The 24759-nt window shown below is 31.9% G+C and carries 19 protein-coding genes; 13 read left to right on the top strand and 6 right to left on the bottom strand.

Going from position 1 to position 24759, the window contains the following annotated elements; translation table 11 throughout:
• Positions 1 to 624 precede the first annotated feature (624 nt).
• Positions 625 to 849, bottom strand: coding sequence for a helix-turn-helix domain-containing protein (locus KW850_RS27090; RefSeq protein WP_218350836.1), 225 nt, complete (start codon positions 847 to 849; stop codon positions 625 to 627).
• Positions 850 to 1126: 277 nt separating this feature from the next.
• Between KW850_RS27090 and KW850_RS27095 the strand changes: the two genes are divergently transcribed.
• Positions 1127 to 1546, top strand: coding sequence for a hypothetical protein (locus KW850_RS27095; protein ID WP_218350837.1), 420 nt, complete (start codon positions 1127 to 1129; stop codon positions 1544 to 1546).
• Between the two features lie 260 nt (positions 1547 to 1806).
• Here the strand turns inward: KW850_RS27095 and KW850_RS27100 are convergent, their stop codons facing one another.
• The 3 genes from KW850_RS27100 to yhfH form a co-directional block, all read right to left on the bottom strand.
• Positions 1807 to 2436: a hypothetical protein gene (locus tag KW850_RS27100; protein ID WP_214717358.1), complete on the bottom strand. Its 630-nt coding sequence runs from the start codon at positions 2434 to 2436 to the stop codon at positions 1807 to 1809.
• Complete coding sequence (locus KW850_RS27105) at positions 2417 to 2890, bottom strand: hypothetical protein (RefSeq protein WP_218350838.1); 474 nt, start codon at positions 2888 to 2890, stop codon at positions 2417 to 2419. Before KW850_RS27105 ends, KW850_RS27100 begins: the two co-directional genes overlap by 20 nt.
• Before the next feature lie 1913 nt (positions 2891 to 4803).
• The gene (gene yhfH, locus KW850_RS27110; RefSeq protein WP_218350839.1) at positions 4804 to 4938 is read right to left on the bottom strand and encodes a protein YhfH; all 135 of its coding nucleotides are present in this window, start codon (positions 4936 to 4938) and stop codon (positions 4804 to 4806) included.
• 4275 nt (positions 4939 to 9213) lie between these two features.
• Here yhfH and KW850_RS27115 point away from each other — a divergent pair.
• Positions 9214 to 9378: a hypothetical protein gene (locus KW850_RS27115; protein WP_218350840.1), complete on the top strand. Its 165-nt coding sequence runs from the start codon at positions 9214 to 9216 to the stop codon at positions 9376 to 9378.
• An 830-nt stretch (positions 9379 to 10208) separates the two neighbouring features.
• Here KW850_RS27115 and KW850_RS27120 read toward each other — a convergent pair.
• A complete protein-coding gene (locus KW850_RS27120; RefSeq protein WP_218350841.1) occupies positions 10209 to 10682 on the bottom strand; it encodes a ribbon-helix-helix domain-containing protein in 474 nt (157 codons plus the stop codon).
• Entirely contained in the window at positions 10648 to 11448 is an 801-nt protein-coding gene (locus tag KW850_RS27125) for a ParA family protein (RefSeq protein WP_218350842.1), read from the bottom strand. Before KW850_RS27125 ends, KW850_RS27120 begins: the two co-directional genes overlap by 35 nt.
• Before the next feature lie 3260 nt (positions 11449 to 14708).
• Between KW850_RS27125 and tnpA the strand changes: the two genes are divergently transcribed.
• The 11 genes from tnpA to KW850_RS27180 are packed head-to-tail and all read left to right on the top strand — an operon-like array spanning position 14709 to position 24759.
• Positions 14709 to 15098, top strand: coding sequence for an IS200/IS605 family transposase (gene tnpA / locus KW850_RS27130; protein ID WP_218350843.1), 390 nt, complete (start codon positions 14709 to 14711; stop codon positions 15096 to 15098).
• Positions 15099 to 15141: 43 nt separating this feature from the next.
• Positions 15142 to 16260 carry a hypothetical protein gene (locus tag KW850_RS27135; protein ID WP_218350844.1) on the top strand — a complete coding sequence of 373 codons (1119 nt, stop codon included), beginning with the start codon at positions 15142 to 15144 and terminating at the stop codon, positions 16258 to 16260.
• 19 nt (positions 16261 to 16279) lie between these two features.
• Positions 16280 to 16609, top strand: coding sequence for a CagC family type IV secretion system protein (locus KW850_RS27140; protein WP_308128857.1), 330 nt, complete (start codon positions 16280 to 16282; stop codon positions 16607 to 16609).
• A 15-nt stretch (positions 16610 to 16624) separates the two neighbouring features.
• Positions 16625 to 17023, top strand: a complete 399-nt coding sequence (locus KW850_RS27145) for a hypothetical protein (RefSeq protein WP_218350845.1) — start codon at positions 16625 to 16627, stop codon at positions 17021 to 17023.
• The gene (gene trsD / locus KW850_RS27150) at positions 17016 to 17675 is read left to right on the top strand and encodes a TrsD/TraD family conjugative transfer protein (RefSeq protein ID WP_218350846.1); all 660 of its coding nucleotides are present in this window, start codon (positions 17016 to 17018) and stop codon (positions 17673 to 17675) included. The genes KW850_RS27145 and trsD overlap by 8 nt, the downstream gene beginning before the upstream one ends.
• Positions 17676 to 17696: 21 nt before the next feature.
• Positions 17697 to 19667: a VirB4 family type IV secretion system protein gene (locus tag KW850_RS27155; protein ID WP_218350847.1), complete on the top strand. Its 1971-nt coding sequence runs from the start codon at positions 17697 to 17699 to the stop codon at positions 19665 to 19667.
• Positions 19668 to 19679: 12 nt separating this feature from the next.
• On the top strand, positions 19680 to 21023 hold the full coding sequence (locus tag KW850_RS27160) for a type VII secretion protein EssB/YukC (RefSeq protein ID WP_218350848.1): 1344 nt from the start codon (positions 19680 to 19682) through the stop codon (positions 21021 to 21023).
• A gap of 5 nt (positions 21024 to 21028) precedes the next feature.
• Positions 21029 to 22084, top strand: coding sequence for a bifunctional lytic transglycosylase/C40 family peptidase (locus KW850_RS27165; RefSeq protein WP_218350849.1), 1056 nt, complete (start codon positions 21029 to 21031; stop codon positions 22082 to 22084).
• Positions 22085 to 22096: 12 nt separating this feature from the next.
• Positions 22097 to 22693 (top strand): hypothetical protein, encoded by a 597-nt coding sequence (locus KW850_RS27170; RefSeq protein WP_218350850.1) that lies wholly within the window; start codon positions 22097 to 22099, stop codon positions 22691 to 22693.
• 40 nt (positions 22694 to 22733) lie between these two features.
• The gene (locus KW850_RS27175; RefSeq protein ID WP_218350851.1) at positions 22734 to 23168 is read left to right on the top strand and encodes a hypothetical protein; all 435 of its coding nucleotides are present in this window, start codon (positions 22734 to 22736) and stop codon (positions 23166 to 23168) included.
• Position 23169: 1 nt separating this feature from the next.
• A complete protein-coding gene (locus KW850_RS27180; RefSeq protein ID WP_218350852.1) occupies positions 23170 to 24759 on the top strand; it encodes a VirD4-like conjugal transfer protein, CD1115 family in 1590 nt (529 codons plus the stop codon).

Raw genomic sequence — 24759 nt, forward strand, 5'->3', positions numbered from 1 at the left:
ATGTGAATAAGGAAGGAACTTGATTGACCTAATTTCTTTATCCCTTGAAATGGTAAATGGTAAAAAATATAATTCATTATTAGTGTTAAAATAGACATATGTTAAATTGTTAATATTGATATTAAGGGATTTTAATAATGTTTTATATAACATCGTTAATTTATTTGTTGTTTTATAAAAGATCTAATTTGTTGTTATTAATAATTGCCATTTGAAAATACAGAAAACAGGTATAAGGAGAATGCTTAAATATTATTTTGTAACCAATGATGATAAATAAATGCTAACCAATATGTAGATTAAGAAGTAACTTGATTGACCTATTTTCTTTATCCCTTGTAATGTTAGGTGTGTTAAAAAATATATATCATTATTAGTGTTAAGATTAATATATATATTGTTGTTACTTTTGTTATCATTGTGTAATTTAATAATTTTTTGTACAACATCATTATTGTATTTGTTGTTATTTTTTATTGTTACTAGAATATAAGGAAAATTGGGTAGAATGACTTTAATCTTTATATTTATTCTAAAATCGTAGCATTTTTCTATTCCTCTATATAATTCAAAAAACGAAAAACCCTAGTGAATCACTGGGGTTAAAGGGGGGGGCTTTTACATTCACATATCCCAAAAGTCGCTCATTTTGGCTTGTGGATCCACTTTACGTATCGCTTTTAATAGTTTTTTCATGACGTCCTGGCGTGGAATGTAGTCTTTATCGCTACATGCTTTAGTAACTGTATTTTTACTAACGTTAGCATCCTTAGCGAGATCTTGTTGTTCTAATCCTTTTTGATCTATCCACTTCCCCAGTTGACTCCGTGTTTTGCCTATACCCCACATTTTTTATTACTCCCTTCTAATTCTTCTTATTCCCCAGTCTTGACTCTTAATCCCAAAAATATACGATTGATTCCAAAAAAGTTGGGAATAATGGACAAGCCATGGCACATACCTTGTACTAAGGACGTCAAGAGACGTCTAAAAGGGGGAATATAAATGGTCACTTATGAACGGAAAATATTTAGGGATATGGAGATCTTATCAATTATGAATTGGAACCGATGTTCAGTTAATTACAAGCATCGCTACCTTAAAGATGTAAAGGAGGCGTCATTTTATGGTATATAGACCTACCATTCGTTATGATGATGTATTCAAAACCTATGTGGATACCCTCTTTCATGCTACTCATTTAGATCGGAATCAGATTATAAGGGCAGCTCTTTTTACGGCAGTCCATTCAAAAGAGTTTCATAAGTTATTAAAGCCCTATCAAAGGCGTGACGTCCCTCTACCTACTCCTTTATGGTCGCTAGAACAGAACAGTTTATGGCAACAGCAGTCCCCAAAAGTAAATACTGGAGGGAAGGACGTCAATGAAGAGCAGACAAAAGCAGGAGAAATAATCAAGGATAATGAAAACACTATGAAACTAGTTCCCGAAAGTGAAAAAAAACGGAATATCCGATTCGAACAGGCTAAGATTCCTTCCGAACCAATTAAGATTACAGGCGGATTGGTTTTTACACTGGATTAGAATAAAAGGAGAGTATAAGTTACTTAATTCAAAGAGAATCGGTGGATTAACGATGGGCCTTAAAGGGATTTTGCTTATTACGGGTACTTGATAACTTAGAAATCCTTTTTAAAAGGAAGCCTGGTTATTGTTTGATGATGTACAATTTTTTATATTGTAAGCTCTGGCTTTATTCTTAGTAATGAATATGTTTTGTAAGGGTTTTGAGTTTTTTCTACAATTAAGGTTCTCGTTTGATGGTTTCCCACCTGATATCGTTTCTAAAGGGCCGATTTCAGGTGAGAAAGAATACTTTTCTGTATTTTATCTGAATTCCCCTGTTCTTTTATCTGGTTGATGAAGTCTAAATAAAGGATCGTCAACAAATCCTCAATTGTTACATGCTGGTCGTTCAGATAAGGGGTGAGGTCATGTAAAAAGATCTCCCCCCTTAATATTTCAGATTCCTTCATTTGAATTGTGATATAAGCTTTCTTCTCTTTTTCTGATTCCTCCTCGTTGATCTCCTCTTCAATTGACTCAAATGAAAAAACATTTTTTGTCAAAGCCTTCATAACTCGTTTTTCTACTTTCTTTTCTCCTAAATATCGTGCTTTTCCTGACACCAGGAACCCTGCAACCTGCTTATTTATATTACCTTTTTTGATCTGGGTAAGGAAATCCTTATAAAGCAGATGAATCAGGACGGCTAAATCAAATCCTCGAGGCACATCATCAAATACATCGAACATGTCGTCGATAAACACTTCCCCTCTTATATAATCGTAGTAACCGGTGACAATGGTTAGGTACTTTCGGTTTCCTAGCATATAGTCCAAAAAGCCTTTTGGAGAAGAGAGGCCTTGTAATTTTTTTTGAAGGAGATTCAACTTACTGTAGGATTTCTTCAAGAGAACCACCCTTTTCAATCCAATTCAAGACGCTGGCCATTATAATGAAAACGACCTTCCGTTCTGATAATTGTTTTTGAATGGCCAGTCCATACGGACCACCAATCTCTTTGTAACTATTTTCTTTCAGCATGGTATGCATATAGGTTTTGGTATCTTTATAATCCTGAACCCAGTCCACTATATCGATATGATCTAACCCGAACTGTAAGAGAGTAGTATTAAATGCTGTCTGGGTTAAAGGTTGTCCCTCTTTAGTTTGAAAAAATCTCTCCATTTGCTTACAGAGGGTGCGCAATTTCATCTGCATGATAGGTGTAACAGGGAACTTGATATTGTGGCATTTATCCGACCGAGGTTGTCGTCTTTTCTTAGGGAAACTTGTTAGTTCCTCTTTTTTTGAAATAATTTTTTTTGAATGAGCGTTTTGAAACATTGGGTTTAAGCTCTCCACTTTCCTTCTCCCCCTCTTACTTTCTCAATCTAGCTCATGGTCACTTTTCCACTTTTCCATGTTTTATTAGATATATAGTGAGGGAAGGGGAATTATAGAACTCTTTTGTATATTTTTTTAGAATAAGGGAATACTGGCTACTACTAATTTCTAGAAAGGAAGGATGAACATGTCCAATAAAAAGAAGGATAAAAGTGTATCAAAGCAGTTAAAAAAAGCAGTCAAAGATGCAAAAAAGGCGGGCGTGAAACTGGTTAAAGTGGAAGTGCGATAAGGAATTCAAAGATTTGAGATAAACACAGGGAAAACATCATCTAAAAGGATTATTACCCTATTCTTGGTTGATTATAGAGTTGAATATAAGATTAGATTTGAAGAGGTTGTTTAATAATTAAATAGATTAGTTTAGAAACTTTGCTTTTCCTCCCCTGTTTTCCTGATCTATCTTATGTCTCATTTTCCACCTTTCCGGCTTTATTATATATATTAGAAGGAGTTAAACCTTTGGTTCAAGTTACAAGTGGATGTTTCAAACGTCTATTATATCGGTGTATGGTTAAAATGACGTCATAGAATTTTCCATCCATTCTTAACAATTTAAAGAGCAGAGGTTTACAAAATAAAGAGTGAATAGGCCTTTATTGAAAATATAAAATCTTTTTATCAAGGTTAATATTAAGACCTAAAAAGACTTTTTTCTGGTTCTTGTTCTCCCCTGACTTTTGAGTTTATCTTCGAGATATCCAATTTTTCAAAAGCTGTTAGTGCCAGTGAAAGTGAATCCATAATGTTTTAAAAATTTTTATAGCTTTTCATGGAAAGACATCAGTTTATCGGATTAGGACATCCTGTTTACATTTCCAATTCAAGGTAATCGGATCTTTTAATTTTAAAAAACAACAGAATGATTCACATGGAATAAATTAGCTGCTTACATTTTTCCGGATTCTTTTGTTTATTGTTTTTATCACAATGATTTTCATCGTTTGCCCAGGATACTAAGGTTTTTTAAGGAAAACCGTTATTCGTAATACATTTCTGTAATTTTTTATATGAAATTTTTTATATGAAATTTTATATTTGGACTTTTAAGATCAATATTGTTCGAAGTATACAATTTGTAAACATTAAAAATAAGCCTGTAGATAGAGATTGATATTGTCATTATTGATAATAATATAACAATTTTATATTTATTATTATTGTTATAATTAACATATATTTTATTGTCGTTATCAACATGGTTTTTTATATTGTTCTTATTTATATAACTTCCCTTTAGATTAGTTTGGCATCAAATTTCAATAATTCCAACCTCTAAATAATTTAATTTAATTTAACGCGGTGTTAATTATGTGGTTTTATAGTACTTATACAGGAAATCTTAATCCACTAACTTACTTAGTTTGTTGAAACAAAAAAAGGCTGCCGGACCTCTATTTTTACTTTAAAACAACTCCCGTAGTTCAATATCATTGAAACAATCTTTCAATATTGATCAGCTACATGTATTTCAGATTAAAGGTATGACTGTTTGAAACTAGTCTAACTTCTAGGCATAAGTAGTTAAGATGCCAAAGGAATTGTTATATTAGATCATCTGAATCTATAGAGAAAAAAAGAGCTATTCATTTTTGCGAATAGGTCTGGGGACTGGCTATTAATTTCTATTAAAGTGATAGCTCCCCCTGATAGAGAATCCATTTGCGGGATACACTGTTCCCTTTTGTACAAATATTATGTCTTCAAAATCTTTAAGTGATTGAAAAAAGTTATTTTAAATCCTTTTTGTTTGCCATAAAATTTAAGGTTTTGCCTCACGCAAAGGGTTTATGTCTGCTAATTCTCTCCAAAACGGTAATCTATTGATAGGAAATTAAAAACTCCCCAGCAATGCTGGAGAGTTAACAAACTTACTCTTCTTTTTTGGATAAACAACGATCACATTCCATCAAATAACTTTCTGCTTGCTCTTGCATATGCTGCTTGCATTCAGGACATATCTTTTTTGGCAAATTGCGGAAAAATTCAACTGGACTAATTAACATTTAAATTTCCTCCTTTATTAATACAGTTTATATTTTTTTCTCTTGTTATAATACAGTTTAAACAAAAAAGAGAAAAATGGGTAGACCTTTTTAAAAAAATTTGCACAATTTTTAAAAATAAGATTTTTTAATTTTTAATTCTACAATTTTCTTTTTCGGATGTTAATTGTTTTAGGTTTAACACCTTTTTCTCCTCATGTAGCAATTTTCTCCATTTCCACAGATAATTCTCTATCTATAGAAAATGAGGTAAAACCTTCTTGTTTTTCTTGGTATGTTTCTTTCCAGAAGCTAAAATAATCTTCATCTTCATATTTATCAACAACAATAAAATTATTTTTATTGTCATTAATAACATATGTTATATTGAATATGTTATATTATTTCAACAGACATGAAAATACATATGTTAATAAAAAAATATATGTATATATATATTAATGTGTTTTGTGTTAATCGTGACATCTTTATTTTTATTTGACTGCTTTTGTTATTCTTAATAATGGAGTAATTAGTACCAAGCTTTTTATAGAGGGCCATAATAAATAAATTCAATATAATTATTAAGGAGGGAGAACAGAATAAGTTAGTATTGGCTGGGAATTTGTAATTTAACCTTATGCTTATTGGCTATAGTTAACATTTATTATTGATGTTTTCTAATGTTTTCCGAACAATTTTTTTACATAAAGATCCTATGGTAAATTGTCAATATCGTGTGAATGAAAATTTAGAAGAGAAATTTTAAATAATGTTAACATATAAAACAACTTATTAATTAACATATATGTTACTCTTGATTTCAAAGACAGTAGCGTTATATGTTTAGAAAGCACTAAGCATAGTAATCGATTCTTTGCTACCATTAGTAGTGCAGGAATAGTAGTTTCATCTGTACACCATGAATGGTTGTTTGATGATTCGATTTTGATTTATGTAAATATCGAGGAGGTTGATTACCTACTAGTTTTCGAAAGGAAAGTAGAAAAGAGTAAAGAAGCTAATGGAGTTCTATAGTTGGACAACAGGTGTTGTACAAAAGTTCGTAATGAATATGGTTTAGTAGGAGAAATGGAGAATACAGTGGTTGGTCTGGCATTTAATTGATATTAAAGTGATATCTACACCTGGAATGAATTAGTTTGCGTAGAACATCATTTCATTTAAACAAATGTTACGTACATAGCATCACTCGTGGAAAAAATAACATATTTTAAAGATGATTTAAAAATATATGTTAAAATATATGTTATTAGTATTTTAACATTTTATAAAACTCTAACCTTATTCACCATTTAATTATTTTCTAAATAAAATTGAGAGATAATCTAAGTTAATACCTCATACTTTTATTGAAATGGTATGAAGTTATTCTTCCTTAACGTTAATTGATTTAAATTCTCCCCTTTTCCTCCCCTTGTAGTATGTTTATCAACTTTCTATGATAAGTAGGATTCATTTAAAATGAAGGGATAAAACCTTCCTGCTTTTTTCTTCGTTGGTTACTTTTCGGAAGCTAAATTTTTGGATTTATATTTAAACATACATATATAATTCAAAATATATCTTAAAATACACATATGTTTTATCCAGTCAACTTAATAACGGTAAGGATGTTCTTTAATCGAAAAAAAGCAACTGAATTATTCACATCGAATAAGTTTGCTGCTTACATTTTCCTCATCTATTCTTTATCGGCTTCCTTCTTTTAATTGTTTTGTAGTCCGATTGATTTTAAATTTTCATCAACACTTGGAGAATTCTTACATTGGTTAAATAAGGAAGGTATTGGTTTAGCTCTAATCGATCTTCATGAATAACACAGGTTTATATTCTAAGATCAATATTTTTACCAATTTTTATATCTTCCTTATCTATATGTTTACCAAGCTATTAATCTTTTATACATCACATTAATAAAATATTTTTTTCATCAATTTATTATTAAAATTCTCCTAGGGAACCATGGTTTTTTAGCGGTGCTTTATTCGAAGTGCATTTCTGCAATTATTCGTATTATAACTTTATATTTCGACTTTTGCAGTTCCAAGGATACATTTGTAATTAAAAATCAGATTATCGAAATTGCCGCTCTTAAAACTAGTGCAAACACAAACACTAAAGACAATCTATTAGAGATTTTTATATTCTTTCTACCAACTTTGTTCTTTCTTTTCTTCATTGTGATTTCTCTTGATCGAAGTTAATACTCAAAGGAATTCATTTGTTGATAAATAATATAATGATTTTATATGTATTGTCCATTGATGATAATAATAACATATATTTTATTGTTAATATTAATATTGTTTTAAATTACATTATTATTATACACAATAATCAATCCATAAGTGCTAAAAACGTTAATATTTCACCATGTTTAGCCACTAGGGATATAAGGAACATATTGTTCCGAAACAAATCTAACTAACGGTGTTCATATGTGAGATAAGGAGATATACTGGGATCAGGTTAATCGTACAAGCAAAAATCATATTCTGATATGAAGGTGCAAATGCCTAAAAGGAAACAGAAGAAAAAAACAAGTACTAATGTGAAAATGCACGGAGAGGATAGAATGATGTCGCTGACATTAATAGTCCTAGTAAGCAATGGGGAAGAGTGCAATTGGTGAGCTATTCAGTGTATTATTGCTGCATGGTAAACAAAGCAGTGGCAGTAGGGACTGTTAATGCAAAGATATGTCCGAGATTAAGCTAGGAAACAGCTGTTTCAGTTTTCCTGGATTTGTAGCATCATCATTTGATCAAACAATTACAATCGGCGTTCGAGAGTTAGATAAAATTCTGCCTTAAATCTTCTCACAAATTAGTGTCTTTCGTTTAAAATAGGTGAATGGCCGTAGTGATTCTGTTTTCATTTACACCATGGTAGTAAGAGGGAAGGAAATATGGCGATAAATGACGATGCAGATTGTCATTAGTTTGCAAAGATTATCGGCGAGCAAGCAGGATCTTTAGGTAGAAAATGCGTTGCCACAAGAAATCGAGTTGAATTAGATGTAGAAATCTTAGGAAAACCTTTTTAAGCAACAACTACTTTCTGATTCGAATTAACAGTAATGATAAAAATGAGTTCAATGAGAGAATAAAGAATAATTTAGGAATTGCGGGGAACACCGTACCATTTGAACAAATATTACTTCCGTAGCATCGCTCGTGGAAGAAAATAATATATTTTAAAGATGATTAATAAATATATGTTAAAATATATGTTATTTAATATTTTAACATATAACACAACTTAAACATCATTGATTATTTTCTAAATGTTTTTAAGAGATAATCTAAGTTAATAAATCATACCTGTATGTAAACGGTAGGAAGTTATTTTCCTAAATACCTCTGTAATCTTCTAATAATATCCTTATTCTCTTGTAAATAGTTTAAATTTTCCCCTTGTCGTAATTTTATCAGCTCCCATGATAAGTCTGGACTCAATTAAAAATGAGTTAAAAACCTTCGTGCTTTTTTCTTCGTAGGACACTTTCCGGAAGTTGGATCCATATTTAAACCCATATTTATTAAACATTGAGAAATATGACATTCTTTGGAGATGATTATCGAAATAAAATGGGGCGTTATATGATTAGAAATATCTAAGAGCAATAAAATACTGAATAATTTACGATAATAACTTTAATATATAATTCAACATATATATTAAATATATATATATATCTTCTTCCATTCAAGGTAATAACGGTCAGGATGTTCTTTGATCGAGCAAAAAAGCAACTGAATTATTCACATGGAATAAGTTAGCTGCTTACAATTACCTTATTTACTTTTATAGGCTTCCCTCTTATAGTTGTTTTGTTATCCGAATGATTTTCAACCTTTCACTTGATGATTGTTATATTGGTTAAATAAATAAGTACGGTATTGGATTAGCTCAAATCGATCTTCATTTAATAAATTTAGATAGTACAGGTTTATGTTCTAAATACAATATTTTTACCCCCTTTTATATCTTTCTTATCTTTATGTTTCCCAATCTATTAAACTTTTATACATACAAATTAATAAATTTTTTTTAAAATTGTACTGTTTTTAATATTTTCATAGCCGTACGGAGATTCCTTAGAATAAAGATACTTAATAAATTATTATTATTGTAACTAACAACATATATTTTATTATCATTAACGATAAACATTTTATTGTTAATGGCAATATATATGTTGTTGTTATTATTAATTTTGTTTTATTTAACAATGTTAATGTATAGTAGCAAATCAATAAAACAAATAGAATGGTTCAACCTGAACAATATAAAACATACAATGAAAGTTTGTTTGGTGAGGTAAATGAGGATCCTTTTTCTATGGAAGACCTAAACGAAGAACAACAAAAAGAAAAGCACCCGCATGATACTAAGGATACTGCCTCCAGTGATAAAAAATATAGTGGCAAGTAATTTTTCTCTATTATAGACAGCTGGAAAGAGAAATCCCTATAAGTAAAAACATTGTAATAAAAATACCTCCGTAGTTTGGACGGTTTTCTCTCTTCACGCCAGCAAGAAACTTTTAACTCCCGCAACATCGACTTCCTTCAATTTTGTAATGGGTGAAACCCAGGCTTTTCATTTCTTTTGCAATGTGCACTTTCACAGAATGATCATTCACCTATTATGGATTCTTCCAGTAACGGATGAAAACTACCGCTTGATTTGACTTAATAGCGGTGCTTATAATCCATTTGAATTGTTATGTTATTTTTAATTCACTTATCTTCATTGATAATAAAACAACAAATTTAATGTTATTGTCTTATTTGATAATTTTAATATATATGATTATGTTATAGATAACATATATATTATTGTTATTATTAATGTTGTGTTGATATTATATATGATTATACAATGCTTTTAAATCTAACGTATGTACTTTCGCAGCTTGTATTTTTTAAACAAGCACGATTGCTTCTAAGCATAATGTTTGGTACTACAATGTTCCTTTTTGAAGAATTGAGGAAGAGACAACATTTCTACTAATTGAAACTACTGGATCATTTTATGGTACCAGTTATTTTTAATTAATAGGAGGAATAAGGGAGTGATTACAAATACTAGTCATCGATTTTTAGAGTAAAAAAAGCTAGAGCTATTCATTTTTGTGAATAGCTCTAGCTTTTTATTGCTTTCAATGTGAAAATTTAACCATAAGAGAAATAGTTTCCGGGAAACGGCTTACTTTTTTAAACCTGTGTTAGGTCAAATACAACATAAAGGTGAATCAAAAGTTATTTTTTTTCAATAACTCCGTAGTCTTCTAACAATTTTCTTATTCCCATGTTAATTAGTTTGGATTTATCCCCTTTTTCTCCCCTGGAAGCAATTTTGTCCACTTCCACAGCTAAGTCAGGATCCATATAAAAAGAGGTAAAAACTTTCTTGGTTTTTTTCTTTGTGGGTTTTTTTCCTGTAGCTAATTCACGAAAATAGTCATCGTCTTCATCATCAACAATAACAATATTATTGTTATTGTTGTCGTTATTAACATATGTTTTATCTTCGTTCTTATTTACATTGTCAACAACATTTTTAGCATGATTGTTATGTTCAACCTTTTTATTATCAACATCATTAACTTTATCATCGTTTTTAATGACATCTATATTGTTTGTATCATTTTCATTATTATCATATGAATTAAAGAATGCTTGAGTCGCATTAGGTTTTTTAATTCGATCCTTGAGGTTGTTTTTGGTTGACACGTTCCTTCAACTCCTTAATAAAGGGAATGTAATATTCTATCGCATTTTTTAATTCAGCATTTCCTTCAAAACCTTCTATCGCTAAACGCCTAGTAGAAGCTTTCCTTTTTATGATGGTATTGAATTTTAATTTAGGATAATCCTCCTCAACTGCTTCTACCATTACTTCGTTTTCTTTGGCTCTTGCATCTATTAAAGAGAATAGGATTCCGGCAGTTTTTAAAGAAGGATTAAAGCGCTCTTTTGCACCCTCGATAATCTCTAGAAACTTAGGAATGGCATAATAAGCAAACAATGAACCGTCAAACATAACTACAGCAAAACTTCCAGCTTCTGAATATGTACTAAGAGGCATTACAGTTTGCTCTGATAGTGCAGGAGGTGTATCTATTACGATCCAATCATAATCTTCCATTATTGGTTCTAAAGCATTCTGCAAAGCATCTAATTTAAGCTGCTTTTCAAACATTTTTCTAGGTAAAGTTGCAAGAAAGTCATTTGCGGGAATTAAATCAAGATTTTCTTTGATTTTGATGATATAAGATCTTGCATCCCCCTCCAAAATTGCCTCGAGAACGGTTTTTTCCTCAAACACATTACAAATGTCATATTCACCAGTTAAGAAACTGGTTAAATTACCTTGCCCGTCCATGTCAATAGCCAATACTCTTTCGTTTTCACTTAATAGAAAAGAAGTGATTCCACTGCTAGTTGATTTAGAGCAGCCGCCTTTACTGATCCCAAACGTTATAATTTTTGCTGTCAACACTTTCACCTCTATCAATGTAAATATTTTTATGTAAAATCTTTATAAACTATTTTAGCATTATCCTATCAATATATAAAGATGCTATTAGCAACATTATATTTTATGTTATTACATAATTTAAAAATAGTTTCAAAACATATGTCAATATATATGTTAATTTACCCTTTATATAAAAACCTTAATTTTTAGCCACCTCTTTAACATTCATCCCAAAATAGAGTCAAACTAGCAAGTTATAATTTTGCTATTAGAGGAATCATCCCAGTTAATAAAATGACTTTAATCTGGTTTTAAATAGAGGACTAAATTTCATATATAGGAAATATCTATAAATGTCAATATATATGTTATTTTATATTATATCGTATAATATATTTTTAACTTTATTGACGACTTCAACATTATTAATTAACACATTTTTAGTCAACAACTATTAATTCTTTATTCGATTGATAAAACAATAAAACAGTTGGAATCAGGAGAGCAAACGAAATGAACACACTGGAAAATAATTAGATAAATATAACATGTATTTTACTAATGATTATAAAATATATGTCAAAATATATATTAAATTATATTTGATTGTAAACAATATCGTTATTTTTGTTGTCTATTTATATTATAAATAAAGAGATCATTTCTTATAAAAGAAATGATCTTAGTCTATAAAATATCTATTATTCTTTTAAGAAGTATTTCACTACATTAGGGATAAAAATAAAATATTCTATCAATATATTTAAAATATAAGTCAATATATATGTTAAGGAATATCGCACTATATATAATATCTTTAATTTCATTGCCTATTTTAAAATTTTTTTTAAGCGATTAATAAGCAACAGTTCTAATTTTTATAGAGAATATCATTTTAAATAAATGTCAATATATCCTTTAGTGAGTAGAAAATTCCTAACATCACATTTAGAAAATTACATATTTTGATAATATATATAATACATATGATGATGTATATTTTGCGTATTATTCTATCATATGAATCAACTTTAATTTCATTGACTATATCATCATTCCTATTAAAATATACTTTATAGTTACCAATTTCTAATTCTTTTGAGAGATAATTTCTGTAGAAAACCTAACAATGAATCTTTTTTTTGAATATTGAGAGGCATGGCTACCATATTTTGAGTAATTTGAAATATATGTTGATATATATGTTACATAACAATTTATCATATAAAACATCTTTAACTTGTTGAACCAATTATTATTTCTATTAATGAATAAATTTATAGTTATCAATTATTAATTCCTTAGAAAGATTATCTCGATTGGTACACCAGCTATATTTGAGAAAATCCGAATGTTTTGATAAAAAATTAAAACATATGTCAATGTATATGTCTGATTATATTTCATCATATTGGTTATCTTTAAATTCAATGATTATATCATCATTGAAATTAAATACAAATGTAAGTATGAAAATCTTATTTTTTTAAAGAAATGATTAATGTAAACAAAATGTTAATAAGCAAATGCAAATAACAATAGATAAATATATAGAGAAATATGTGTCAACATATATGTTAAATTAGATGTCAACATTACAGCTAATAATAATTTTAATTTCTATTTCAACATATTTTTTAATTCATTTGGAGGTAACAAGCTAGAATTTAGTTTCGAGTGAATCGAAGAAATAAAGTAGCAAAGTAGAGTTGTCAAATGAAAGGAGTTCATATTATTGAAAATATATATTTTAATAATAATTTTAATATATATATCAACATATATTTTATTTTATATATAATTATTGAAAATATCTTTAGTATTATTGTTTCCTTATACAGATGATTGGTTAAAACCATTTATATTTTCTTTTTCGTAAGAGGATCTTAGTATATATAAATCCACATAGTTGCGTTAACAAAAGAATACTAACGACCTTTTCCTCTTTAACAAATGATTATAATTTTTAGTAAAGAAGGGGAGTTCGATAGAAAAACTCTATCCAAATTATTCGGTTAGAGTTTTTGGCTATTTATTCAAGGGACGGATTTTTAACGATTCCCAATATTAGCTTTTCTGAAAAATTTCCAACCTAATGGTCTGGAAGGCTGGAAGAGGTTGAACTAGCGACAGGTTGTTATGAAGTGAGGTTGTCTCAAAGGGTCATTGAAGAATGACTCTTTGAGACAACCTTTTCTATTTCACTAAAAAGGAAGATTCCTGTATTTGAAAAATTTTGATATGAAGTACTTAATCCTGTAATACCTGCTCTATAGTCATTCGCTTGTCCTGGAATTTGGGCATTTTCTAATGGAATAAATAACGGGGGGTATTTGTGGGTTATTAATACATATTTAGATATGGAGTTCAATTTCTTTTATTAAGAAATGATTGGAGTAAACAAAATGTTTATCGGCAAATGCAAATAACAATATATAATACATTTAATATATATGTCATTATATATGTTAAGTAATATTTCACAATATTGCTATCAATAAATCAAATTCCTATTTCAACACTTATCTATCAATACATATAGTGGTATCAAGTGAAAATTTCTTTTCTATAGATGATCAATGAATAAAAGTCGAGTTTCTTAATGAAAAGAACAGAGTTCACATAATAGAAATAGAAAACATATTTAATAATATAATATAAAACAACATATATGTTAATGTGTATTTTATTATTAAAATCATATTTAGTTTTATTGTTTGCTTAAACAGATAATTGGTTAAAACCATTTATAGTTTCTTTTTCGTAGGAGGCTCTTAGTAATATAGATCTCATAGTGTGTTAACAAATAAAAAGCACTTGAACTTTTCCTCTTTAACAAGATGATTATGAATCATAAAAAGAAGGGGAGGTTAATTGAAAAACCTAACCAAATCGGTTAGAGTTTTTGTCTATTTAGTCTTGAGCAGAATTTTTATAACTCCAAATACTAGAAGAATTTCCAACCTTAAGGATTGGAAAAAAGTCACATCAAGGTGACGAAAGTTAATTAGGGGTGTTAGATTCCAGAAAAAGCGAATAAAAAAGTCAGGACGAAAGAAAAAGATTGATAAAAATAACCCCTACACCATGTTACTAAAGTTGCTAATGCATAACAGCGGTATTTGGACTTTTTTACCATTTTCGATGCAAAAGACTCATTTTCAATTAAGTACTATTTGAATATACAAAAAATAACATATTTTTGGTAATGTATAAATAGAACAAATATTCGTTAAATATAACAATATCTTTAAAGGGAGATGAGAGTAAAAATACATATGTATGAGATGTATTCAACCAAATATCATGTGAGTTGTTTGCAATATCATATTGCATTTTTTACAAACAATTTCATAGTACTAGAAGAAGAGGAAATAGACTTTATAAAGTCCTATTTTAGAAACGTCTCAACTCGTCATGAATTTAAAATAGTAGGAATGGAGATCCAGGGGTACACCGTTAAACTAGTGATCAATTGCAAAACAACTCATTACATACCCAATATCATGAAAGCTTTAAAAGGTGGATCAGCTAGGTTTTTGTATAAGGAATTTCCGAAAGCTAAAATAAAAAACGGTGGTAGTCTGTGGGATCAAAAATATTTTATCTCAACTGACGTTCAGCAGCTAGGTACCTTGATTCAGGATTATAAGGACGACACACATTAGTGTAGTTTTGATCATTTTGGAGTTGTAGAAAGGAGATAATCCTGTGAGAAACGATTCTATCGAAAGATCCGTTAATGATTCTTTGCTCACCATCGCCGAATACATTTTGCAATTGATCGAACACACAAAAAGGCAAATTGAATTAGATAATAGAAGGTTCGTTGGTAGCGAAATGAAGATTCGGCAAAAGGATTATTTTTCAAACAAAGAGAGGGAAGAGGCAGAGTACGATCTTTATTATGCGTTAATAAAAGAACGTCAGCCAGATCTATTTGTAGTAAATGGGGATCGTGTAGAAGTCTTCTCAGTTAATAAAGATAAAAGTTCTTTTCAGGTCTATCAAAATGATGGTCTATTTTTTGGTACTTATAAACAGGAATCTAAAGAACCACACAAAGTGACTTCAGTTTTTCACTCTAAAGAGGAAGTGCTTAGGAATACGTTCGGAACATCTGAATTCGAAAAATTCCGAGGTCATGCAATCTTCCTTTCAAAAGATGGAAAGGCCTTCTCTCTAAAAAATAATAAGCAATTTCGACTAAATATAATAAAACCTTTTAAACCCCAATCATTCTATGAAAATATTGAACAAGCCCGAATCTTTGTTGTAAAGGACGAACTAATGAACGATCCGAAATTAAAGAAACAAGCTTTACGTCGAACATTAGATGAATATCATATTCCTTTGGACCTTTTCGGGAAGACGGTCACGATAAATAGTATTTGCAAAGATAAAAGAGGGGTAAAGATCACCTTTGAAGAGAATGAAAAAGAAAGAGACATCAGGTTACCCGATCTTTCTGAAAAATGGATAGAAAGAATAGGGAGTAATCCAAGAATGAAAGCCGCATTTGATGAACTTATTATGGATAGTTGTTCTATTGGAGAAGGTTATCTTGCCTTTTATGGTATTGAGATAAATAAAGAGCTTCAAACCAGACAGTATAATTTTGAGGTGTTCTCAAATACAGAAGGTTCCTACATCGGGAAAATAAGTGGAAATGGTACGGTCAAAAAACTATCACCTTACTTTTCAGAAGAGGAGGCAAAGAAACAATTAGAAGACTTGACTAATTATATTCAATTAGAAAAAAAGAACGAAAGATACATAGATAAAGAAGACGGATCAAGCATCGAATTCATGGATATAAGTGAAAAATAATGAAGGGGGAAGAGCAATAGTGAAAACACTCAAAAAGTTACAACCAATATTTTTGTTTGCTGTCCTTTTGGTAGGACTCTATGTCATACCGGAGCATGCATTTGCAGCTGGCGAGATTGAGGCAAAAGTGAAGGAAGGACTAAAACAAATCCAAGCATTCTTAACAGGAATTGTGGTCATAGTAGGAATCTGTGTAGGTGTCTGGATCATCATTAAAAAGTTACCTGGAGTAGACGATCCTCATACGAAAAATGAAATGTTCCGAGGGGTAGGAATGGCACTTGCAGGGGTAGGGTTAGCATCCGCTCTTGTATGGATTGTTCCCTGGGTATATGGGTTATTCGCTTAAATAGAGGGGGTTTTTATGACTACAAAAGAAGATGTGAAAGCAGCACTAAAAGAATTATTTGGAAAAGAAGATTATCGAAAGGGGAAAACATTTGTTTTCCCTGATAATGTTGATCGAGCATATAACATTGTGAAAGGTTTATCGATTGGAAACTTTTTTAAATTTATTTTGCCGGCAGTTTTCTTGTCAGCAGTCATCCTTCTTATCCCACCATACTCATTAGGGTTTATGATGGTCAAAATGTTCTTTGTAGCATTGTTGCTATTAGGCTCTTTTATTTTTGCAGTTTTACGTCCAATTACTTCTCGTCCAAATATAACCTACAGTATTTACTTGAAACTCATTTTTAATTACAACAGTAGACAGAAGTTGTACTTTATGAAACCAAATAAAAGGGATGAATTCCATGGCTAAAAATAAAATGAAAATAGATAGAACAGAGTTTGACTTTGAAGTGGAAACCCTTGTAAATAAGGGACAAAGAACGATTCAAGATCTAAGCGTGATAGAAGGTATATATAAGGATTATATACTTTTGAAAAATGGATACTTAACTTCCATTCTGCAAGTGAGTGGAATCAATATGGATTTATTAGCTGAGTATGAACAGAATCGCTTATTTGAAGACTATGGATCATTTTTAATGAGCCAAGTCCACGATCAAATACAAACCGTCTCAACGACTGTACCTGTGGATTTAAGATCGTACAACTTAGGTTGGAAAAAACGATATCTTCAAGAACTTGAAAATAAAGAGAATGCCGGAAATGAATATAAGCGAAAATTAATCGCCTCATATATAGATCACTTCCAAGGTATCAGGGTTAAAGACGAAATGTCCACGAAACAACACTTTATTGTTATAAGGGAGAAAATGAATAAACGTACTTTTCAGGATTTAGAACGTACGGAGAGCATTTTAACAAAAAAGGCGGAGGAAATATCAAACTCTTTACAATCTACTTTTGAGACCTACGATATAGCAATTAGAAAATTATCAGAGAAAGATACGTTAACTCTGCTTTACCGTTACTTTGATTTTGAAATGTCGAAACTTTACGTTTAGCCACCCTGGAAGGAGAAAATCATGCCATTTTCTTTAGCAACAATTTTTCCATCACGAAATCGTGAAAATAAACAAGAAGAACAGATGCAACAATCTCCAGACCTTCTGAACGGGGTTTTAGAGACCGAGGAACTTAATTCTATCTATCCTTTTGTTTGGAAGGAAAATAAGAGTTTCATAGAAAGTGGAGGGAACTTCATTAAAGTGCTGGCCGTTGTTTCTTATCCCAAAGAGCAAAAAGGCAACTGGCTATCAGACTTGAAACGCTTGAAGGGTAACATTTCATTTGTCCAATATTTAGAGCCTGCTAACTCTGAGGGGATGATTAGTTATTACAATGACTCTATTAAAAATAAGGATGCTGAACTATTAAAAACAAGAGATCCAGCTACGCGTATCAGGTTACAATCAGAACTTGATAGTGCCAGATACCAACTCAATCAGGTGTTAACCAACCGTTCCAACTTTATGTATCTTTACACGTACATTTTCATTCAAGCGATAAACCTAGAAGATTTGAAGACCTTAGAGGACAATGTCCAGAGGATTTGTACAAAATTAAGAATGAAAGCTTTAAACCCTCATTATGCTGCGCCAATGGCTTTCTGGTCAGCTTTACCCTTAGGAGATAATCAATTAAAAGATTATACCTATCAGATGTGCAACAGTGAAACAGCCTCTTCTTTTTTTCCTTTTGATGATTCGGAAATTTGTTACCTTTCCCCAATGGCTCAGGTGGAGGGGATTAATAAGACAACCAATTCCTTAGTAGCGATTGATTATTTAGATACGCAGCGTACATTAAACCAAAACATGGTCGTTATCGGAACGTCCGGCGTTGGTAAATCGACATTTATGGTTCAGAAGATTCTTCGGTGCTTTGCAATGGGGATTAAAGTGTATATTATTGATCCGGAAAGTGAGTATTCCCATATCGTGAAAAGTCTTGGTGGAGAAGTAGTCCACCTAAGCAGTAATAGTGCTACAAAGATCAATCCTTTGGAGATATTTTCAACAGAAATTACAGACACCGAAGATTTTAATACGGATGCAGAATTCGTCAGAGACCTTGTGAAACAGAAGGTTCAACGTCTTAAAGCGTTTTTTAAAGTGTTAAAAGCCGATTTAACACAGGTTGAATCTAGTATTTTAGACAAGACACTAACCCATCTTTATAATCGCTTTTCAATCAATGAAGAGATTGATTTTAAAAATCTGAAAGCCACTGACTATCCTATTCTTCAAGATTTTTACAATGACTTAGGGGAACTAAGGGAAAATGATATCGAACGGTATGAAAAAATCCAAGATTTTTATTTTATATTAGAAAGTTATGTTCATGGTTCAAACTCATTATTTAATGGTCACACGAATGTGAATATCAATAATTCCTTATTCTCCTTTAATTTAAAATCACTTCAAAATGAAGTAGATGTACAGGCTGCCTGTTACTTTAACATTTTCGGCTTTCTCTGGGACGAAGTAACAAAAACAAAAGATGAGTTAATTTATCTGTTTATTGATGAATTTCACTTCTTATCAAAAAATCCTGATTCTATGAGATTTTTCTATCAAGCGTATAAACGATTTAGGAAATACAATGCTGGAGCGATTGCAGGTACACAACAAATTATTGATGTTCTAGATACCACTGATAACCTAGGGGCAGCCATGATTGAAAACAGCCATACAAAAGTATTTTTTGGTCTAGACAATAAAGGGGTAGACGATGTAGTGAAAAAGATTAATCTATCCTTTTCTGATGAAGAGATTTCCTTATTACGTGCAAAACGACAAGGAGAAGCGTTAATTACATATGGATCTCAACGTGCTTTTATCAGAGTGGAGCTTACACAAGAAGAACTTCGTCTTTGGAATAAAAAACGATATTTTGAAAAGTATGGGTTGGATCCTGACGAAATCCCAGACTATGAAGCTAGGAACGAAATGACTCCGATTGAAAAAGAGGAAGTACGAAATTTTGTTCTGTAAAGGAAGGACATAATGGTGAAAATCCAATTATTCGAATTCGGAACGTTATTTATTCATCAAAATAACCACTATCGTTTGGAAATACCTGCAAATAAGGTGTTGGCCGAAAGATCAGAAGATTTAAAAGATCTTCAAGAAGATTCACCTTATTTCTTTACTCTACGTGATATAAAAAAAGAAAACGATCGATTTATTCTCGACTATGTGATGGAGGAAGATTACCAATCACTCATTACAGCAAAAGAATATTCACATGTACTGCGTCTGGCCTTAGTAAACGAGTTGTTAGAGATGGATCCGTTAAATAAAGGAAAAGAGATAGTATTGATTCATCCCAGAAACATTTTCTTTAAAGATATGAAAACACTAAAGTTCCTATATAGAAGCAATCAATGGTTACCCTATGATGACCATATAGAAAAGCTGGAACAGTACAAAATTTTAATTATCTCTATGTTTTCACGTTTCACCTTTGAAAAATATAAACGAGAAAAAGGTAATCTCTTAAAAAAGGAAAAAGATGAATTTCTATTTAGAATTGACAATGCTGAATCTATTGAGGATTTGAAAGAATTGATTTCCAAGAGACTGCAGAAGGAAGAAGCCAATCATTTCATCGGATTGGAAACGGAACAACAAAAAACCAAGAAGCAAAAGAGCATCATGGCGGGTATATCGATTGGGATTTGTGCTTCTGCCTTTGTTTTAGCTCTTTTTCTTAACCAATCAGCAGTAAATAAAATTCAATCGGTCCATGCAATGGAACTTAAAAAGGCGGAACAAGAATCAAAGTTTTATAAAATGCTAAGTGAAGAAAAATTCAATGAAGCCATTTCCTTTTTGAAAAAAAATAATGGCAGTAATAAGGAGATTGCGAAGGTGTACCTTGAAAAGGGTGAGTATCAAAAGGCAATTGATACCGATAAACGTTTAATTAAACCCACTGTGGAGGCCTTATATAAAGCGAATAAAAAGGATGAAATACTAGGGTTAAAAGCTGAAAGTGATTATTTGGAGATCGAAAAGAAAATACTAAGATATGATTATAGCACTTTGTTATCGATGCAAGCATTTGCAAAAGATAAAGACCAACAGCTTCGTATGGGCAAAGCCTTTACAGAACATGGAGATCTTGAAGATGCTAAAAGTTTAAATGAAAAGCTGAAAAGCAAAGAGTTAGAGATCACTATTAGAAAAAAAGAATTGGAAAATCAAGTTGCTACGTTAGAACAACAAATAAAAGAGATTAACGAAAACGTAAAACCAGAAGACAAACAAAAAGAGCTTGATTTCAAAAACAAGGAACTTGAAAACGCGATAGCTGAGATAGAGAAAATTAACAAAGAATTGTGGTGAAATAATTGGCCGCATTAGCCGCTGTTAAGGGGACCGTTTTTGTTGTTAGGAACTGGAAAGAAATTACGATAGGGGTCGTATTCGCTTTCATATTAATGGCCGGTTTGCTGCTTGGAATGAATACCTCTGAACAACAGCCGATTGAGAACATTAATTCACTATTTGGCGCAGCTGATGTCCCACCAAATATTGCGCAATGGAGAGGATTAGTTAGTGAATATACGACCAAATATGGAATACCAGAATACACAGATTTCCTTCTAGCTCTTATGTATCAAGAATTAGGGAATTCTCAAACGTTAGATATTATGCAAAGTTCCGAATCTGCAGGGCTGCCACCCAACTCTATACAAGATCCCGTGATGTCCGTCAATTTAGGTGTTCAACATTTTGAATCCGTGTTAGAACTAGGGCAAAAAGCTGGAGTTGATTTTGCTACGATCGTTCAATCTTACAATTTCGGTACTGGATACATAAACTTTGTTGCTTCAAAGGGTGGAAAACATTCAGTGGATTTAGCTCAAAAATTTTCTTTGAATGAAGCATCTAAACAAGATTGGGTTTGTTCCGACTGGAGGGCACCTTACTGTTACGGTGACTATACGTATGTACAAAAAGTAATGAAAAACCTCATGCCTCTAGATATTGCTGTGGGGGGGAGGAATGTTTCTCCGATGGGGGAGCATGCATTTAAAGCGATTATTTCAGAAGCACAAAAATACGTAGGCTGGCCTTATATGTGGGCCGGTGCAAGCCCTGGTACAGGATTTGACTGTTCTGGCTTTACACAATGGACATTTGCGAAGGCTGGTATAAAGCTACCACGAACTGCTCAAGAACAGTATGATGTTTCTTCTAAGATTCCACCAGCAGAAGCAAAGTCAGGTGACTTTGTTTTTTATACGGGTACATATGAGACAGACAAATATATCACGCACGTTGGCATTTACATGGGGAACGGGAAAATGTTTGATTCAAATGGTTCAGGCATTGGAATTCATGATATCGCTTCTCCTTATTGGAAATCCCATCTGGTTGGTTTTGGTAGAGTAGCAGATTAGGAGGGAAGCACCTTGAATAAAGTATTGGGTGTCTTTTTAGGGATATCTATTCTGGCAAATGTAATTTTGGGTTTAATGTACGTTGGTCAAAGAGCAACGGTCTCCCAAGCAGAAGAAAAAACCCAAGAATCTAAAAAGCAGATGGTTCAGTTAAAAAACGAATCACATAAAAAGGAAAAAGCCCTTACCGCCTTTCAACAGAATGAATCTTACTATGAAATTGAACATAGTGAAGAGGTTAAACGTTTTGTAGATGAAACCTTTAAAGAACTATTTAATTACGATAACAAAACGTATGCCGCACGTTTTGATCAGGTACACAACAAATTAGCAGAGTCAGTCATTTCAAAACTTAAGGCTTCAGGAGAAATGGGTAGTACACAAATTGAATTTAGTAATAAAGTGAAGGCTTTAAATGTATATCTAAGTGCTGTAGAAAAAGACCAAGCAAAAGCTCTTGTAAACATGGAAACACAATACTCGGTGGGTGGCAGCGAGTTCCCAAGAAAAAATCAAATCTATGAAGTTACACTTGTTCAAAATGGGGATAAATGGTTACTTGATAAATTAGAATTAATGGGATCTTTCGAACCCTTTGAAGAGAACTAACTAAGAAGAGATAAACGGTAATCCAAAAGGAGAGAAACCCATGAAAATGTTTGGTATTCGACTATTGTTAACGATCTTTTTATTGGCCCTTCTTGAACTGGTCGTAATCAATATAGCTGGAATTCTCCCATTTGTTGCAGCACACAAGGAAAATATATCTGGTGCCCCCTATATGGGTTTCATAACAGAAAACCTGCTGCATCCGATTGAGAGTTCTACTCTTATGATTGAAGAGAAGAATCCGCTTTTCTTCTTAGGGAGTGTGGCAGTGGTCCTATTATCTTTCTATGCTGCTTTTTTTATGAAAGGTGCCAAAGGTAAATATCAGTTAGCAGACAAATACGGTGTTCATGGATCAAGCCGATTCGCTCACAAGCATGAAATATTTAAACATGGCGAGACAGTTGGGGTTCCGGATAAACAACTTATGAAGGATCTTGAAGCTAGTATGCTAGATAAGAAAGGAGTGAAGTGATATGGCTGTAGATTACATGAATAATAACGGTATCATAGCGGGTATCTTGAATCATTCTGTTATTGTTCAGCCAACGAATTCAAACCTTCCAAACAGAAATCACTTTGTAACCGGCGGTCCAGGATCCTCCAAAACACAAGGATATGTCGTAACCAATGTGTTACACGAAAAGGAATGTTCTTTAGTCGTTACAGATCCCAAAGGTGAGGTCTATGAAATGACTTCTGAGGTTAAACGAAGGCAAGGCTATGAAGTACATGTGGTGAATTTTTCAGAAATGGAGTACTCAGATCGCTATAATCCTTTTGATTATGTCAGGGAGGAAATCCAAGCATCCACGGTAGCCAATTCGATTGTTGCTTCTAAAAATGATCCAAAACGAAAAGATTTTTGGTACAATGCTCAATTTAGCTTGTTAAAAGCATTAATCCTGTATGCCGTTCACGAGTTGCCGCCCAATCAACGGAACATGAAAGGTGTCTTGGATTTTTTACAAGAATTTGATCCAGAGGAAAGCAATGATGGTGCCAGTGAATTAGATGAACAATTTTTAAGACTAGATAAAGCGCACCCAGCAAGAAGAGCATATGAGTTAGGATTTAAAAAGTCCCAAGAAAAAACGCGGGCAAACATTATCATTTCTTTGCTGACAACAATTGGAGACTTTACTTCCGGTTCGGTTTCACGGTTTACGAGTTTCTCAGATTTCTTCTTAGGAGATGTGGGAAAAAGGAAAATAGCTTTATATGTCATTATTCCTGTAATGGATTCTACATGGGAAGGTCTAATTAATTTGTTTTTTAATCAAATGTTTCAGGAGTTGTATAAAGTAGGTGCTAAAAACAGGGCAAAACTCCCTCATCCTGTGGTTTTTATCTTAGACGAATTCCCGAACTTAGGGAAGTTTCCGGACTATGAAAGGTTCTTAGCAACCTGCCGGGGGTATGGAATTGGGGTTCTTACGATTGTTCAAAACATCACTCAATTGCAAGAAAAGTATGGCAGGGAACAAGCTGAGTCCATTTTAGGTAACTGTGGAATGAAAATCTGTTTAGGAAATGTAAACGAAACAACCGCAAAATACTTTTCGCAGTTAATGGGGAAAACAACCGCGAAAGTAGAAACAGGTTCATCCTCAGAATCAAAAGGAAAATCATCTAGTACCTCTTCTTCAACTAGTTATTCGTATGCAGCACGGAACCTAATGAATGAAGATGAGATTCTAACCATGCATAAAGATGATTGTATTATTATCATTACTGGAAAACACCCAATAAAGGCGAAAAAAGCTTATCAATATCGCTTGTTTCCAAATGTTACGAAATCATTTTATGCTAGTCAACTAGACTATCAAAATAACCCTTCACAAGAGGTGTTAGACTGGTTTGAAGATAAAAAAGAAGAATTCGAAAAGTACATATATTCGAATGATCGGAAAGTTGAGTTACAAAAGGCTGAGGTTGAATTGCATGAAAACCAGGTAAAGAAAGCAAAAAAAGAGGCTGAATTGCAAGAAGAACTTGCAATGAGCTTTTTTTCTCAAATGCATTCAACTCACAGTGTAAATCCATCAAAAGAGGGGAGCAATTAA

Source organism: Bacillus sp. sid0103 (genome assembly GCF_019219025.1).

Excerpts from the sequence above, each read along its gene's own strand:
- yhfH (WP_218350839.1), bottom strand. The coding sequence starts at position 4,938 with ATGTTAATTAGTCCAGTTGAATTTTTCCGCAATTTGCCAAAAAAGATA.
- tnpA (WP_218350843.1), top strand. The coding sequence starts at position 14,709 with ATGTATGAGATGTATTCAACCAAATATCATGTGAGTTGTTTGCAATAT.
- KW850_RS27115 (WP_218350840.1), top strand. The coding sequence starts at position 9,214 with ATGGTTCAACCTGAACAATATAAAACATACAATGAAAGTTTGTTTGGT.
- KW850_RS27175 (WP_218350851.1), top strand. The coding sequence starts at position 22,734 with ATGAAAATGTTTGGTATTCGACTATTGTTAACGATCTTTTTATTGGCC.
- KW850_RS27160 (WP_218350848.1), top strand. The coding sequence starts at position 19,680 with ATGGTGAAAATCCAATTATTCGAATTCGGAACGTTATTTATTCATCAA.
- KW850_RS27145 (WP_218350845.1), top strand. The coding sequence starts at position 16,625 with ATGACTACAAAAGAAGATGTGAAAGCAGCACTAAAAGAATTATTTGGA.
- KW850_RS27095 (WP_218350837.1), top strand. The coding sequence starts at position 1,127 with ATGGTATATAGACCTACCATTCGTTATGATGATGTATTCAAAACCTAT.
- KW850_RS27180 (WP_218350852.1), top strand. The coding sequence starts at position 23,170 with ATGGCTGTAGATTACATGAATAATAACGGTATCATAGCGGGTATCTTG.
- KW850_RS27155 (WP_218350847.1), top strand. The coding sequence starts at position 17,697 with ATGCCATTTTCTTTAGCAACAATTTTTCCATCACGAAATCGTGAAAAT.
- KW850_RS27090 (WP_218350836.1), bottom strand. The coding sequence starts at position 849 with ATGTGGGGTATAGGCAAAACACGGAGTCAACTGGGGAAGTGGATAGAT.
- trsD (WP_218350846.1), top strand. The coding sequence starts at position 17,016 with ATGGCTAAAAATAAAATGAAAATAGATAGAACAGAGTTTGACTTTGAA.